This is a genomic window from Bacillus sp. FSL R5-0712, from assembly GCF_038593285.1.
GTDB lineage: Bacteria > Bacillota > Bacilli > Bacillales > Bacillaceae > Bacillus > Bacillus safensis.
In genome coordinates, this window is record NZ_CP151981.1 from 2529613 (window position 1) to 2545527 (window position 15915).

Annotated in this window: 13 protein-coding genes, 1 tRNA gene and 1 pseudogene; 2 read left to right on the forward strand and 13 right to left on the reverse strand. The window is 39.4% G+C overall.

What is annotated here, in order from left to right:
* Positions 1–742 precede the first annotated feature (742 nt).
* The 4 genes from NSU11_RS12860 to NSU11_RS12875 all read right to left on the reverse strand — a co-directional run bounded on the left by NSU11_RS12860 (position 743) and on the right by NSU11_RS12875 (position 7784).
* Positions 743–2275 (reverse strand): restriction endonuclease subunit S, encoded by a 1533-nt coding sequence (locus tag NSU11_RS12860; protein ID WP_339240082.1) that lies wholly within the window; start codon positions 2273–2275, stop codon positions 743–745.
* Positions 2272–3702 (reverse strand): N-6 DNA methylase, encoded by a 1431-nt coding sequence (locus NSU11_RS12865; RefSeq protein WP_339240084.1) that lies wholly within the window; start codon positions 3700–3702, stop codon positions 2272–2274. The genes NSU11_RS12860 and NSU11_RS12865 overlap by 4 nt, the downstream gene beginning before the upstream one ends.
* Before the next feature lie 114 nt (positions 3703–3816).
* Positions 3817–7023 (reverse strand): type I restriction-modification system endonuclease, encoded by a 3207-nt coding sequence (gene hsdR, locus NSU11_RS12870; RefSeq protein WP_339241676.1) that lies wholly within the window; start codon positions 7021–7023, stop codon positions 3817–3819.
* 329 nt (positions 7024–7352) lie between these two features.
* Entirely contained in the window at positions 7353–7784 is a 432-nt protein-coding gene (locus NSU11_RS12875) for a DUF4241 domain-containing protein (protein WP_339241678.1), read from the reverse strand.
* 292 nt (positions 7785–8076) lie between these two features.
* Here NSU11_RS12875 and NSU11_RS12880 point away from each other — a divergent pair, with 292 nt between their 5' ends.
* Positions 8077–9057 carry an SDR family oxidoreductase gene (locus NSU11_RS12880; protein ID WP_339240086.1) on the forward strand — a complete coding sequence of 327 codons (981 nt, stop codon included), beginning with the start codon at positions 8077–8079 and terminating at the stop codon, positions 9055–9057.
* A gap of 18 nt (positions 9058–9075) precedes the next feature.
* Complete coding sequence (locus NSU11_RS12885; protein WP_186315111.1) at positions 9076–9240, forward strand: hypothetical protein; 165 nt, start codon at positions 9076–9078, stop codon at positions 9238–9240.
* Positions 9241–9454: 214 nt separating this feature from the next.
* On the opposite strand, the gene NSU11_RS12890 is transcribed toward NSU11_RS12885, so the two are convergent.
* The 9 genes and pseudogenes from NSU11_RS12890 to NSU11_RS12930 all read right to left on the reverse strand — a co-directional run bounded on the left by NSU11_RS12890 (position 9455) and on the right by NSU11_RS12930 (position 15904).
* Positions 9455–9528 (reverse strand) — tRNA-Arg (locus tag NSU11_RS12890).
* 120 nt (positions 9529–9648) lie between these two features.
* Positions 9649–10173, reverse strand: coding sequence for a metallophosphoesterase (locus NSU11_RS12895; RefSeq protein ID WP_024423201.1), 525 nt, complete (start codon positions 10171–10173; stop codon positions 9649–9651).
* 14 nt (positions 10174–10187) lie between these two features.
* Positions 10188–10790 carry an XTP/dITP diphosphatase gene (locus tag NSU11_RS12900; protein ID WP_162860205.1) on the reverse strand — a complete coding sequence of 201 codons (603 nt, stop codon included), beginning with the start codon at positions 10788–10790 and terminating at the stop codon, positions 10188–10190.
* Between the two features lie 10 nt (positions 10791–10800).
* Positions 10801–11529: a ribonuclease PH gene (gene rph, locus NSU11_RS12905; protein ID WP_024423203.1), complete on the reverse strand. Its 729-nt coding sequence runs from the start codon at positions 11527–11529 to the stop codon at positions 10801–10803.
* A 151-nt stretch (positions 11530–11680) separates the two neighbouring features.
* A complete protein-coding gene (locus NSU11_RS12910; RefSeq protein ID WP_024423204.1) occupies positions 11681–12742 on the reverse strand; it encodes a GerMN domain-containing protein in 1062 nt (353 codons plus the stop codon).
* A gap of 101 nt (positions 12743–12843) precedes the next feature.
* The gene (gene racE / locus NSU11_RS12915; RefSeq protein WP_024423205.1) at positions 12844–13659 is read right to left on the reverse strand and encodes a glutamate racemase; all 816 of its coding nucleotides are present in this window, start codon (positions 13657–13659) and stop codon (positions 12844–12846) included.
* A gap of 10 nt (positions 13660–13669) precedes the next feature.
* Positions 13670–14110, reverse strand: a complete 441-nt coding sequence (locus NSU11_RS12920) for a MarR family transcriptional regulator (protein ID WP_024423206.1) — start codon at positions 14108–14110, stop codon at positions 13670–13672.
* A 149-nt stretch (positions 14111–14259) separates the two neighbouring features.
* Positions 14260–14346: pseudogene (gerE, locus tag NSU11_RS12925) on the reverse strand (spore germination transcription factor GerE); the annotation flags it as partial.
* A gap of 34 nt (positions 14347–14380) precedes the next feature.
* Entirely contained in the window at positions 14381–15904 is a 1524-nt protein-coding gene (locus NSU11_RS12930) for a recombinase family protein (RefSeq protein ID WP_342493603.1), read from the reverse strand.
* Positions 15905–15915 lie beyond the last annotated feature (11 nt).

The window sequence follows — 15915 nt, forward strand, 5'->3', positions numbered from 1 at the left end:
AGTAAAACACCTTTGAACAATTCAATAGCATTTTCCTCACCAGAATCATTCGTGCCTAGTTTCCCTTGAAATGGTCTAGACAGTATAGACTTTTTTAATGTTTTTGTGAGTTGATTTTAGCCTGACCATCCTGTTGGACTCGAGTCATAAAAGATTGCTAAAATACTTTGTTAAACAATAGGAAAAAAATAAAAAAGCCAGAAACTTTGAGTCATTAATGTTTTTAGCTTTTTAACAGTTTCAAATCATCATACGTCCCAGTAGAGATTCGAACTCCAGATCGACGGCTTAGAAGGCCGTTGCTCTATCCTGCTGAGCTACTTTATATATCGCTATTCGTTCACGTTCATGTATAACGGTCACTTTTTGAACTTAGTCCGATTGACTTTATTTCTACTATATTTACTTATTCTGTACAATTCAAGCATCCATATAGTAGAAAACAATTCTATTGAAAAGGTAAAGGCACTTTTATCAAAGAAGTGTTTCAAGATAGATAACTAAGAATGTTATCCAGCTATATGTTTTATCACTTTACCTCACTAAAACAAACCTCTTATTTGAGTCGTGTCATAAATTTTTCAAATGCAGGTTTGTGAATGTGGCTTGTTTAACCTCGACAGTAGTTTTAAAAAATACTATCAAGATTCTCCTAAAACAATCATCAGACCTCTGAAACACAACTACCAATGGGCATGTGCATCAAAAAAGAAATCCAACTAATCTGGATGCCTTCTTACAACTATTTCACCTGTTCTTGCAACACTTCTTTTAGTAATTCAACCGCACTTTCTTCACTTGGATCATTTGTTCCAAGTTCACCTCGGAATGCTTTAGAGAGAATGGATTGTTTTAACCCATCAACAGAACAAGACTTTAATATACCAACTTCATTCTCTACCTTATTGATTAAACTTTCTACAGTTTTAACGATTTCCTTTTGTTCTTCTAATGGTGGCAAATATACTAAGACCTCACGAATAGTTTCCATAGATAAACTAGGTTGAGCAGTAGCTTTCATTTTTGATTTTATATAAGCTTGTCCAAAAGGCGATTGTAAATAAAGTTCTAAATACTTTGGTAATACTGCATCCACGCTTATCTTTGCTACATTCGGCGCTAAATGCCATCTTTCTCCATTTCTGTTCGGTGCAATACATACATTTCCTGTTCCTGCCCCTATAAAAACCATAAGTATATCATCTTCTTGTACTTGAGAACGAGATAACAAATCTGATGTATCTTTATCTATATACATTATATTAGATTTTACAAATTTACCCATCTGAACGTTTTGTGCCCTTATAACAGGAACATCCCCCCCAGGCTTCAAATTAATATACTTTGTATATTCAAAACCAGCCAGTTTTGTTACATGACCCAAAAACTCAACATTTGTAACTGTCCAAGTTTCCGGTAAAAATGGTACTACTTCATCTATTATTGGTACTGTATCCATGTAAATTTTCCTCGGTTTTTTTTCTTTATTCCGCTTTGCCCTTTCGTATATCTCAGTATAAGTTTCTTTCCTTTTAAGTACAATGTTCTCTAAAAATTGCTTTACTGGTAATATGTCTTTATTATTTTGTCTCCACTTCCTAGTCAATTCCCCACGAAACGCCTTATCCAAAATAGCCGCTCGACGAAGTTCAAATGTTTCCTTCGCTTCCTCAATCAACTGCTTCGCTTCTTCAATTTTACTTAAAAGATGCTCTACTTTGTCAGCAATTCGTTTTTGTTCGTTTAAAGGAGGTAATGGCAATGCAATTTCTTTGCATTTACTACCTGAAAGCTCCTTAAATGTTGTGCCACTTGCCATAGATTCTAAATAGGTTGTGGAGAATTTTAAATACCAATATAAATATTCTGGATAATAGGCGTTACTTGGTAGAAAACTTTTAAACCCTTGATTTGTACAAATATCATTGGAAGCTATTGTAACGTATCCTATTGGTGCTCTTGATGAAAGTAACACGGTGTTACTAGGCAATATTTTAGCAGAACTGTTAGCTAGACCAACTTCAGTTATATTCCGCTTTCCTCTACTAATATACATATCTTGATATCCCGAAAGATCAGCCGGTGTTAACCATGGTATATCACCATCTTCAAAATATTCTTTTACTGTAGATTTAGGTGTTCCACCCCCTATTACATCTGTGATAGAACCAGTTTGTGTCCAAATCCAATTTTCAGGAATTCCAAACCGTTGCTTCTCTTCTGGTACTATTGCTCCTTCCAATAACTCCTCAATGGTCTTCTTTTTCTTACTCACTGTTTGACCACCTCATCCTCTTCAACAGCACGTAACTCCTCAACCACTTCATTTAATAAATTCATTGCCTGCTGAAGTTTTGCAATTGCTTCTTCTGCTGATTCAATTGGATCTGGTAAGTTGTCATAGGAAGATAATGATTCATCTGCAATCAAACCGATATCTAAACTATCCCCTTTTTTTGCAATGTCCTCTCTTGTAAACACATTCCAACGTTCATCCTCTACTTTAGAGCGATCTTCTGCTACATATGCTTTCATAAAGTTTTCAAAATGAGCCATTGTTAGCTGATTACGTTTTCCGAATGACGTCATATTAGTGCGGAGATCATATACCCAAACATCCTTTGTATTATCTTGGTCTGTTGTTCCTCTTGTAAAAAATAAGACGTTTGTTTTCACACCTTGGGCATAGAAAATCCCCGTTGGTAAGCGTAAGATTGTATGCAGATTGCATTTATTCATTAAATCACGTCGAATCTGTGCACCAACCCCGCTTTCAAACAAGACATTATCAGGTAATACAACTGCTGCCCGTGCGTGACCATCGTCTTTTAAAGCGTTATAAATTAACTGTAGAAAATTAAGCTGTTTATTGGAAGTTGCAAACGTCAGGTCATCACGGGAGACACTCTCTCCACCTTTTTTCGTCCCAAATGGTGGATTGGTTAAAATGACATCAAAGTTTTTCATCCACTTTCCATTACTAGATAACGAATCCCCTTGTTCCAGTCGCCCTTCGATATCATGAAGTAATGCATTCATTAGAGCAAGACGATGAGTCCCTGTGACGAGTTCCATTCCAGTAAACGCTTCTTTCTTTTGGAAAACGCCCAGTTGTGGATCTAAATCATAATAGTTATCTGTCTTATTTTTCAGATACTGGTCTGCCGCAATCATAAAACCAAATGTACCAGCTGCAGGGTCATTGCATCTTTCTCCAGGTTTAGGGTCAATCAGCTGCACCATTACATCAATTAATACACGCGGTGTAAAGTATTGGCCAGCACCTGATTTTGTTTCGCTTGCGTTTTTTTCTAACAAGCCTTCATATAAATTACCTAAACCTTCTTCTTTTGCGTTGTACCAATCAAGGCCATCAATGCTCTTCAGAATTTTCTCTAGGTTCTTGGGTTCAGAAATACTAGTAGCAGCATCACTGTAGATTAGACGCAGCCGCTCATTTTCACTGCTTCCTAATTCAAGTAACAATCGCTGATAAAATGTTTTGAGTTCTACCCCTTCTTTTTCTAGCAAATCATCCCATCTATATCCTTCGGGTATTACATTTTCTGTTTGTTGTTCTTTCATCATTTTTAAAAATAAAATATAGGTTAACTCCGTGACATACTGTTGATATGTAATACCGTCATCACGAAGCACATTGCATAAATTCCATAATTTTTGAACGATTTCTTGGTTATTCATCTTTTTTCCTCCTGAAAAGCTTCTAATCTATTAAATCAAATTTGATGATTTTTAGTTGAAAGCGAACCTTTTCATTATAACCCAAAAAAGTGCCTCAATGAAGAGGCACAGTCGTTAGCTGATATAAAGGTTCTCATTGATCGTATTCACAATTTGATCAATATCATCACCGAATTCACGTTTCAGTAATTTGTAGCCACCAGACGTTCTAAAAGGTTCTTCCGAGAATGCCTCTTCTGCGGTAGGCGCAAGAACAGGCACTTGAAGTAATTGCTTTTCTATTCTCTCTAACCACTTCTTTTGCCTTGGTGTCCAATCATGCAGTGAATACACTTTGTGCATTGCCTGTTTAATACGTGCTTCATGGTCAACTAGTGCTTCACCTAATGCAGCTTGACGGATAAAACTAATAATATCCGCTGCAATGTCCTCATTTTTTGTCTGTTTCCAAGCGGTTTGTAAATGAGATTGCTTAAAGCCTTTTGTTTCTAAAATCGTCATAAGTTCTCGTAAGTCTTGTCTTGTTAGATTTTTTGGTCGTGTACAGATCAGATGCAAAGCGGGAATTTCATTGATATTTTCTTGGATAAATCGAACAAAACCATCCAGATAATCTTCTGGTCGCTTGTTCCCTTCACCATACCCACGAATGACGTCTGTTACTTCATCTTCCTTATCAGATATATAACGTTTTTCACGTGTTACTTGGTACGTTTCCATGTATTCAAATAGAATATTATGTTGTGTGGCTTCTTGCGGTGAGTATGTTTGAATTTCTTTCACCCATTCATCCACATGTTTTCCATTTGATAATTCTTCAAACTTCCCCATGCCTTCTTCGTCAAATCTTTGTTTGCGACGCTGGATTTTTGCTACTAATTGATCACGATAAAACGAAGCTTCCTCATCAGTCGTCGCATTAACAAGAGAATCATACAACTCACCAATACGAAAGTTTTGTTTCTTCACAACTGGTTTCATTTCTGTATAATGTTGCAACTTGTCATATATTCCAACGGCATCGTAGATGTTAAAGTGTGTTTTCCCAATCTCTGGGCAGAGACGAGTCGCACGGCCAAGCATTTGATCATAGAGAATACGAGATTGTATTCTTCTTAAAAACACCAAATTTGTGATCGGCGGCACGTCAATACCTGTTGTGAGTAGATCAACTGTAACAACGACATTAGGTAGTCGCTCATTTTTAAACCGTGTAATGGCATCTAATGGCTTGTAGATATATCCAGTAATTTTCATAATTGCATCATCTTCAATTTCATCGCCACGTTCTTTAAATGCTTCTTTTAACAAGCGAACAACAAGATCTGCGTGTTGATCAGTAGCTGCAAAGATGAGCGTTTTTTCTTTACCTGCAGGGTCAATATAATCAACTAATTTATTTAAAACTGCACGGTTAAACGGTTCTGTAATGACTTTTTTATTAAACTGCTCCACTTCAAAGTGCACAGTATCTTCTAACTTTTCTAGTTGAATCTCCCCTTTATCAACATCATATACTTCTACTTCCTCATCTTTTTCAAAGGTGATGCCCACTTGTGAAAGTTCTGTTTTAAACAAATAAGGGGGCTCATGGTCCACTAGATATCCGTCCAACACTGCTTCGCTATATGAATATTTAAAAATTGGCATACCGAAAATGTCTGTTGTATGTAGAGCAGGTGTTGCGGTAAGCCCTAAACATGCCGCATCAAAATAATCTATAACGCGCCGATATTGACTAATATAATCATTCTGATCACGGAATTCCAATTCTTCCTCTGTCATTTCTCTATCACTTGTATATCCTCGATGCGCCTCATCTACAATGATGAAATCATATTGCCCGACGCTTGGAAGCTTTTCGCTATCGTTATAAAAAAGTCTGCGAACCATTCCCTGCACGGTTGCAATCTGCACCTTCGTTTCAACTTCCGGTGTGAGATCGCCTAATGACTTCACATCATATATATCAGCAAACGAGTAACCTTCAATTTTCGTATCTTTCAGTGAATCCTCTGTTTGTTTACCGAGTGAATTACGATCGACAAGAAAAAGAATGCGTCGACACTTTTTAGACTTAATTAAGCGATACATAAGCGCAATAGCGGTACGAGTTTTTCCAGTTCCTGTAGCCATTGCAATAAGCATTCTTCTGTTTCCTTCTTTTAACGACTTTTCTGCAGCCAGAACCGCATTCTGCTGATAGTGACGCAATCCAAACTTAGTTATATCCTCTTCTTCTAGGCGCTTATCCGCATCCTTATCATCTTGGCTAAGAAGAAGTTGTATATCTTCAGGTGAATGCCATCCTTCAAGCGGACGTGCATGTTCAAATGGTTTGCGTGAATCCCAGAACCAAATACCCGATTCCTCTTGAAGCTGTCTTAAATAAGGGCGGCCATTTGTTGCATATAAAAATGGGACTTGATAATCACCAGTTGTTGGTGTAATCTGTTCATCTTCTATTTGCACAACATTTTTCGCGTACACTTTTGTTTGACTATCTAATGCCCCAGGAATCGTTTTCTTTTCTGCTTTTGCTTCAATGAAACCAACAAGCTTGAGTCCAATAAACAATGCATAATCAACCCAGCCGCCATCGACCTTCCACTCAGCAATGGCCATATGTTTGTTTTTCTCTGGTTGCGTCCTGTTTTTTTTATAGTTTAGTAAATTCGTGTCTACTTCCCATCCAGCAGCACGTAACTTCTGATCAATGATGATACGTGTTTCATCTTCAGTCAGTTGCTGCCTGCGCATAAAGTTTTTGGACGCTTTTCTACGTTTCATTTTCTCATCTGTTTGCTCTAATTCAGCTTGATGACGAATTGCCTCTAATTCCTCTTCAAGCTGAATTACTTTCACTTCATACTCTTGTTGAAGCTGTCGTGTATCTATTCCTGTTTGTTTTTTTGGCTCTATGTACTCTGGAGCTTGAAAATTCCAATCACCGTATACCTCCATAAACCAAGTCGACAAACGAAAAGCCAAATGCAATAAAGATTTCGCTTCTTCTGTTTTTTGATAACCTGCTTCATGCATGGCCACATTCCCTTTGCGACGAAGCGTTTCAACGATATCTATTAACTCTGGTTCAAGTATTCCTTCTCGGCGTAATATATTGATGCGCTCTACTTGTTTCGTGCCATATGCTTCCTTAATATTTTCAGCGGCTAGAATAAATTTTGTTAATGTTTCGGCAAATAACCGTAGTTTCATTACTGTTGTATGTGGGTCATGATATACATTTTTCTCAGCTGTTTCTCCTAAATTGGAAAGTACTGCCCACTTCCCTTGAAAAAATGAAAAATTGCTATTCATCATTATCACCGTTTCCCAAAAGGTTTTATATGTTTATTATACTATATTTATACAAAAAATAGGTAGTCATAATACACAACTGAAAAAGTTAAGTTAATGGGGGTTTTGTTCAACAAATTTCATATCTTCAACACTTTATCTACTTCACTAGATCTCTCTACTAATAATCTATAATCAGATAACAATAAAAAAACCCATGATCTTATGGGTTTCTCATCAGTCCACTATAAGAAAATCCTTCACAATGCAAGCAGGTTCCCCGTTTGCATCCAGCCCCCAAAAGCTTGGGTACATTCCGTCACCGAAGCCTGTTGTAAACATGGCAATGTCTACCTTGTCATGAAAACGGGTGACAAGCCAGTCCCTTGTGTACTTGTAGTTTTGTTCAAGCGCTTCTGCAAATTCCTCATAAAGATAAAAATCATTGTCCTCTTTATATCTTCATCCTCATAAGCTTGAAGATATAGTGCTGCCTCCGCTTCCATAAAGCAGCCCATACCCGTATTTACACCGTAGCCAAAGATCTCGTCTTCTTTCAATTGATTGAGTTCCTGCCCTGCTCTTGTGGCAATCTCCCATTCTATTGCTTGCTCGTTTGTAAACTTGATCATTGCATAGACGACGCGTTCGTCACCACTTTCTAATCGTTTTACTAAAAGTAGAATAGGATATTTTCCTAGAGTAACTTTCCTTGTAAACGATTGGTTCCCTTCTGAAACAAAAGGATCACAGGCAACGATATGCCCGCTCGTGATCTCGATAGTGCCTTACTGTTTAGCAAATAATTGTTCACCCTCTTGATTGCTTGTCTCTCCATTTCTATATAACAAGTGTGTTGGATCGGGTGTTTGGGATTATGTACTTTTCTTACTTTTCTCTGTTTTGTTTATTATTCCCGCTTTATTTCCCCCATTTAATCTGTCCAACCTACTCATGAAAGCTTACTGAAACCCTTCAAATAACTCCCTCACAAGTTTATTCATTATTAATACTTGGATTAGCAGTAAACAACATAAATATTAAAAGGGAATAAGTACATTTGGAGGGAATTCAATGACACAAGAATCTGATGAGCGTAATTTACAACAAATAAAACAAATGCAACAGATGTTTCTAGAGAAAATGAAAACTCAACCATATCCCATGTACCCTAATTACGGAAAAATCACACGCTATGAAGAAATCCCAATTAATTTACCTGAACAACGTCAACTTCGGCATCCTGGTGTAGAAGGCTTAATGGTACCACTTCCAATTATTGAAAATACAAATTACAAAGGGAGTGGTAAGTTAGCGGGAAAAGTTGCTCTTATTACAGGAGGGGATAGCGGTATTGGTGCAGCCGTAGCCATTGCCTTCGCAAAGGAAAGTGCTGACGTTGCGATTGCATACTTAGATGAACACGAAGACGCTAATAGAACAAAAGCAAGAATTGAAGAACTTGGGCAACGTTGTTTATTGATGCCAGGAGACTTGCGAGATAAAAGGCAATGTATCACCATTGTAGAGAAAACAGTAAAAACCTTCGGACGTCTAGATATTCTATGTAACCACGTTGGTATCCAATTTCAACAACCCAGCCTGCTTGACATTACAGACGAACAATTCGATGACACCTTTAAAGTCAACATATACTCACATTTTTACACAACCAGAGCAGCGCTTCCTTACTTAAAACCAGGCAGTTCTATTATCGGTACTTCTTCAGTCGTAACGTATGTAGGTGAGCAGCAAATGATTGATTATACAGCCACAAAAGGTGCAATTGTTGGTTGGACACGTGCTTTGGCTAAAAATCTTGTAAAACAAGGAATTCGTGTAAACGCCGTTGCTCCAGGTCGAATCTGGACGCCACTCATTGCAGCAAGCTTCTCGTCAGACCAAGTGGCTGTATATGGAGCGTTTAACCCAATGGAACGAGTTGCCCATCCATTTGAACTCGCACCAACATTTGTTTATCTAGCTTCTGATGATTCACGTTTTGTTACAGGTCAAGTGCTGCATGTTGACGGTGGGGAATCCACACATTCCTAATATAAGGAGGTCATTGGATTGAGGTATGAATTTAATCCAGAAGTAGAGTTATTACTTGTGAATCATTCAATGAAAAAAGTTACTATGGTTTATATGGAGCATTCATGGCCAATGTCTGAAATTGGACGTAGACCGCCTTATTATTGCTACCCAAATTATGAACTGAATGATCCAATCATTTAAATAAATCGCAGTTATTCAGGAACGGTTAGGGCATACAAAAATGGATACAACTATGTCAATTTACGCTTCTTTGAAACAAAAACAGGGAACGGAAATACTTAAAATAAACCCGCTCTCAAAACCCTGTTTTGAAGCGAGTTACGAATTTATGTTCCAAAGAACAAAAGAGCCTGAAACCCTTTATTAAATAAGGGTTTCAGGCTCTTTTAAAGTACGTCCCAGGAGAGATTCGAACTCCCGACCGACGGCTTAGAAGGCCGTTGCTCTATCCTGCTGAGCTACTGGGACATGTTGTTATGTATTGTGCTGTGGTGTATTACCTCAGCGACAAGATTTATTATATTACTATTGTTCTTTAAAGTCAACGGTTTTTCGAAAGTTTTTTCATAAGGGGCAAATGCTGCACCCTTATGAAATACCTTCCAATGTGACAGTGTTTTCGAGGTCTTGTATGGCCTGACCTTCGTCCGTGAAAAACTGTACGTTTGCTTCGCTTCCATCTAGTGTCAGTATAGCATAGCTGCGCTCTTTTCGCACTCTTGGCAAGTGCACGCTGCCTGGGTTAATGAGGAGTTTTCCTCTTAGCAGTTCACTGCCTGGAATGTGCGAGTGGCCAAAGCAGATAATGTCTGCGCCCAGCTCTTCTGCACGGTAGTAGACTTGAAGCAAGGATTGTTTGATGCCATGCAGATGTCCGTGAGTGAGAAATAGTTTTCCGCCTCCATCAAGTGGGAGCAGGAGCTCTTCTTCAAAATCGCCCATAAAGTCACAATTTCCTTTGACGACTTTGTATCCTTCGAGTGCTGGGTGGTTCGTTTCGAGTTCTGAATCTCCGCAGTGAATCATCATGTCAACTTCAGCCTCATGCCGTTCGGCAATGGTTTGAAGTTCGTCTGTGAGTCCATGACTGTCACTAATGATGAGTATCTTCATGGCTTCATTCCCCCTTATTCATTTGCGTCTAGCAGTGATGAAAGCTTTTGAAGCGCGACCGCTCGATGGCTGATCTTGTTTTTCTCCTCTGGTGATAACTCGGCCATCGTCTGGTCTTTGTCTTTGACGATGAAAATTGGGTCGTATCCGAAGCCATTTTCGCCGATAGGTTTTTCAGCGATGAAGCCTTCTACTGATCCTTCTACCGTCTTTGTTTCTTTTCCCGGTATGCTGACAGCAAGGGCACATCTGAACCTGGCTGTGCGGTCTTCTTTTTCAATGCCTTGAAGTTCGCTCAGCACTTTTTCCACATTCTCCGCATCGTCTTTATGCTCACCTGCGTATCTCGCTGAATACACGCCAGGTTTTCCGCCCAGATAATCAATGGACAGACCGGAATCGTCTGCAATGACCATTTCACCTGCTTTGGCTTGAATGGCCTCCGCTTTGATGATGGCATTTTCTTCGAAGGTTTGTCCTGTTTCTTCAATTTCTTCAGTAAAGCCAATGTCTGCTAGTGTTTTGACCGTGAATCCTTTTGGCTCAAGAATGGCTTTGAATTCTTTCGCTTTGCCCGCATTGTGCGTTGCAATGATGGCTGTTTTCATCCTGATCAAACCCTTCTCTTTATTCGATGACTTCTCCTGTTACTGCTTTTTGCTTTTCGATTAATTCTTTGATGCCCTTTTCGGCTAAATCAAGCAGTCCGTTTAGCTGTTCTCTTGAGAATGTCGCTTCTTCGCCTGTTCCTTGAAGTTCAACAAAGCGACCAGCGCCTGTCATGATGACATTCATATCTACTTCAGCAGAAGAATCTTCTTCATAGTTTAAATCTAACAGAAGACCTTGCTGAGAATCAATTCCGACGGATATCGCCGCTAAATAATCAGTAATCGGGTTTTCTTTGATGACTCCTTCAGCTCGCAGCTTTTGAATCGCAAGTGTCATGGCAACAAAAGCACCTGTGATGGATGCTGTGCGTGTGCCGCCGTCTGCTTGAATAACATCACAATCAATCCAAATGGTGCGTTCGCCAAGCTTTTCTAAGTCAACGACTGCGCGGAGTGCTCGTCCAATTAAACGCTGAATCTCCATCGTACGTCCTGTGACTTTTCCTTTAGATGATTCTCTTATCGTTCTTTGTGCAGTTGCTCTTGGAAGCATGCTATATTCTGCTGTAATCCAGCCTTTTCCTTCTCCTCTTAAAAAAGGAGGTACGCGGTCTTCGATCGATGCGTTACAAATCACCTTCGTATTTCCCGCTGAGATTAAGACAGAGCCTTCTGGATGTGTGATGTAGCCTGTCTCTATTTCAATTTTTCTCAATTCGTCATATTGTCTTTCATCTAATCTCATGTTTTACCTCCGTTACGATATACATTCCTCGCGGGTGCCAGCGGGGTTCTCCTACTAACTTTGACAACCTCAGCTCGTTCTAATCGCTTGGAATAAAAAAGAGGCAGCGAATATGCATGCCTCTTTTTCTTCATTATATCAATGTATGACGTTAAAAACTACCTGTATTCACTTGTTCTGGTCGTGAAACCGGCTTTGTGAGCTCTGCTCCTTTTTCGTTCACAAGCTCAGCCTTGCCGTTCACCTTGACAGATACGCTTTTGACGTCCGGCAGCTCGGTTAATGTGAGCACAATGCTATCAAGAACTTTTTGTGAAATGACCTTTTTCTTTTCATCTGCACTGCCAAAAATAGATTCGTTGAAATCAAGTGTCACATGGCCATCTTTTACTTTTGGTACATCATTCAGCTTCACATCTTGATCAAAGTCTGTAAGCAGATGGCTTTTTTTGCTTGGTCCAGAGACGAGCTCATCAATCGCTGCTGTAATCGGATCATCCTCGTCTTTTGGCGCTCTTTTGGTCACTGGAACATAGTACGTCTGTTCATCAGATTCAGCTAAATAGTAAACCGTCACTGGCTTTGTCGCTGTCATATCAGCAGCAGCCTCGTGCTGGATATTAATACCGTCTTCTCTGCTTAAATCATCTGAGATAGGTGTACCGTTCACAGGCATTTCTTTTAGTTCATGTCCATTCATCTTCAATTTGACTTTGGCTATGGAATCAAACTGAGTTAACGTCCAAGTGACAGATTGCAAAATACGCTGCTCGTCTTCTTTTTTATAGTTTTTAAATTCATTTGAAAAATCGACAACCGCCGTTCCGTCTTTAATATCGACAGATACGCGCGTATCCGCTGGCAGCACTGCTCTGAAGCCATTCGGCATTAAGTTAGAAATAGGTCCCCCGTCCACGAGATATTCAAGGGTTTGTTTGGCACTTCCTTCATTTTTCGGCAGTGGAATGGATTGAGAGACGACATACCCGTTTTTATCAATTAAATATAATTCTCTCATGACCGTATCTGCCTGCTTCTCTTCTTTTCCTTCTTTGGCTGTTTGTTTATCTTCTTTATTTTCTTTCACATATGTGACGTTTTGTGGTGGATCAATCTCTGTTTTCGCTTGGTCTGTTTGAAACAATCCGCATCCTGACAAAAGCATGGCTGACGCGATACACGTAACAGCTGCTGTAGATCCTTTTTTCAGCATACTTCACCCTCCTCTAGTAGTTTGTACTACTATGTATACGAGCTCCCCCAGAGGATTAGACCCTTTTCATAAAAAAATAACCCACTTCAAATAGAAGCGGGTTATTGCTGGTAGATGTGTTCAAGTGACACGGTCTCGACCTTCCCTGGCAGGTAGCCAAACCAGTCACGAGCGATGTTTTGAAAATTTTGCTGCTGCCCTGTTGTGTAAAATGTATGGACAGGCGTTTCTTTAGAAGTATTTAAAAGCCCTTTATATGAAAGAATCGTACTTGCTTCTCTCGCTGTCTCATCTCCTGATGAAATGATGCTGACATCACTGCCCATAAAGCGCTGAATCGGCTCTTTTAAAATCGGATAGTGTGTGCAGCCAAGAATAAGAGTGTCAATTCCTGTTTCTTTCATCGGTTCAAGGGAATCTTTGACCACTGCCTCTGCTGTCTGATCTAAAAACGTACCGCTTTCCACAAATGGGACAAGGAGCGGACACGCCAGACTTTGAACCGTTAGACCTGCTTTTAGTGACAGCAGCGCTTCTTTGTATGCCTCGCTTTTGATCGTATTGATGGTGCCAATAACGCCAATATGCTGGTTGTTTGTCACCTTGATCGCTGTACGGGCACCAGGCTGAATGACGCCAATAACCGGAATATCAAGCGTTGCTTTAATTTCATCCAGTGCGATCGCCGTTGCTGTGTTGCATGCAATGACGAGCATTTTAATATGGTGGTGTTTTAGTAAGTAGTGTGCCATTTCCCACGTATATTGAAGGACTTCTTCTTCTTTCCGCGGGCCATATGGACATCGTTTTGTATCGCCTACATAAATGATTTTTTCTTTTGGCAGTTGTCTCATGATTTCCTTTGCAACGGTTAAACCGCCGACGCCGGAATCAATGACGCCGATTGGTTGATCCAACAAAATCGCCTCATTTTCTTTTCATTTGCTGCTGTAGTTTCGTTAAGGATTGGTTGAAAACGATGGCTTCTTCTTCTGAGAAAGCCCCTAGAAGTTCACTGACGTATTCTTGGCGTTTAGCAATCACTTCTTGAATGATCCGCTCGCCTTCAGGCAATAAATGAATGCGAACCACGCGGCGGTCAGATGGATCTTTCACCCGTTCGACAAGTTCACTTTTTTCCATTCTATCAATTAAATCAGTGGTTGTGCTGCAAGCCAAGTACATCTTTTGTGACAGCTCGCCTATTGTCATATCTCCGAATTCATAAAGCCACTGAAGCCCAATGAATTGTGGAGGTGTAATCGTATATTGATTGAGGATTTCTCTGCCTTTTTGCTTAATAATTGCGGCAATGTGGCGCAATGATTTTTCAATCTCTGCAACATGGCCTGATTCATTCGTTTCCATTTTATTGATACCTCACTATAGCATCTCACTTTGATTAAAACGTATATGTCTATTTTCCTCGTTTTTTAAAGAAAATGCAAGAAGAGACTCATGGAAACGATATAGAAATAACCGGTTCCTTCCCGATATGGAAGGAAAACCGGCTGACTTTAGAGCTCTAGCTCACCCATACGCAGAAGCTCGACTACGGCCTGTGAACGGCCTTTGACTCCTAGCTTTTGCATGGCATTTGTTATGCGTACCTTTTACAAACGAGTATAACTTACAGGATCATTTAAATCTATAATGAAAATTCATTTTCCCGTTTGGATGGATAACAATATGATCAATAAGCTTATCAAACACATGCTTCAAATCGTTCTCTTTGTCTTCAAGCTCTCGTAAAACCGCCTGCATTTCCATCATTGAACTTTTCTCATCATGGACCTGCTGTAAAGAAAATAAACTCTGTTCAAGCTTAACAATTTTAGCTTGAAGGTCATTTCGCTTCATTTGAAATTCTGATTTGGTAATCATTTGATCTTCTAAATAAAGTTCAAGCAACCTTTTGTTTTTCGCTTCTAGAGATTTCAACTCTGCTTTTATAGACTTTATTTGTTTTTCTTTTTGTTCAACTGCATTTTTTTTGTAGTCGTGTGATATATCCCTAGAGAATTCAATGAGATTCGCAATCACTAAATCTCGGACCTCTTCATAAGTGATGGGAACATGGTTCACACAGCCTTCGGGACCAGATCTCCTGTAATTACTGCATTTAACATATTTCCAATAAGTTTTCTCTCCGTTTTTTTTGGCTCTGCTGGTTTGGATAATGACCATATTAGATCCGCATTTCCCGCAAATAAGCAGTTGTCTAAGCTCATTCCAAGGTGTGAATTTAGTTTTTTTATTAACTGTTGGTTTATTATTTGCTTTCTCCCACTCTTCTCTTGAGACAATCGGCGGGCAAAAGTCTTCATAAACGTTCCATTTTTCAGGTGGATTTCTTATAAACTTTTTTCTGCCATCAACTTTGATCATGGTATGTCTATTAGCAATGTGCACACCACAATAAATCGGGTTTTTTAATATGGTTTGAACTGTTGTAAGCTGCCAGTTTCTTGTTGTTCTGGGAGGAGGTATTTCACCAATTTTGCACTTTTCTTGCAATGCATATGTAACTCTTTTCTGGCCTAGTCCCTCGTTATTATAAAGGTGAAAAATTAATCTTATAACTTGCGCTTCATTTTCGTTAATTACAAGGTGTTTTCCCTCTTTCATATAACCGTAGGGTATCCGACCAGAATGTTCACCACGCCTTGCTTTTGCTGCAAGTACACCACTTATATTGACTGACATAGACTTAGGTAACTGCTCCGCAAACAGAGCAGACATTTCAAATTTCATTGACGCCTTACTCTCGTAAAGGGAGTCGTAGTCTTCTTCGAGTGTAACGACACGAACCCCATTAGACACTAGAATCTCTCTGATGTATAACGCATCTTTTAAATCACGGGCAAGACGTGTGATGGACTTAAAAATCACCATTTTTATTTCTTTCTTTTCCGCCAATGAAAAAATGTATTTCATGGCTGCCCTATCTTCAAGGACGGTTCCGCTGATACCATCATCCAACAAAACAGAACGGTCATCCCATTCATAATTGTGTTGCTCGATCCAATAACGGCAAACGTCAATTTGGTTTTCTTTAGAACTTATTTGCTCATCTCGATCTGTCGAAACCCTTGTATAGACCTTATAAGGGTAATCGTCATATTTGATGATTTCGTCAACTGATTCTTTTTGGAAAGGCATATAACACACCC

Excerpts from the sequence above, each read along its gene's own strand:
- NSU11_RS12910 (WP_024423204.1), bottom strand. The coding sequence starts at position 12,742 with ATGCTGAAAAAAGGATCTACAGCAGCTGTTACGTGTATCGCGTCAGCC.
- NSU11_RS12880 (WP_339240086.1), top strand. The coding sequence starts at position 8,077 with ATGACACAAGAATCTGATGAGCGTAATTTACAACAAATAAAACAAATG.
- rph (WP_024423203.1), bottom strand. The coding sequence starts at position 11,529 with ATGAGATTAGATGAAAGACAATATGACGAATTGAGAAAAATTGAAATA.
- NSU11_RS12865 (WP_339240084.1), bottom strand. The coding sequence starts at position 3,702 with ATGAATAACCAAGAAATCGTTCAAAAATTATGGAATTTATGCAATGTG.
- NSU11_RS12930 (WP_342493603.1), bottom strand. The coding sequence starts at position 15,904 with ATGCCTTTCCAAAAAGAATCAGTTGACGAAATCATCAAATATGACGAT.
- NSU11_RS12920 (WP_024423206.1), bottom strand. The coding sequence starts at position 14,110 with ATGGAAACGAATGAATCAGGCCATGTTGCAGAGATTGAAAAATCATTG.
- hsdR (WP_339241676.1), bottom strand. The coding sequence starts at position 7,023 with ATGAATAGCAATTTTTCATTTTTTCAAGGGAAGTGGGCAGTACTTTCC.
- NSU11_RS12895 (WP_024423201.1), bottom strand. The coding sequence starts at position 10,173 with ATGAAGATACTCATCATTAGTGACAGTCATGGACTCACAGACGAACTT.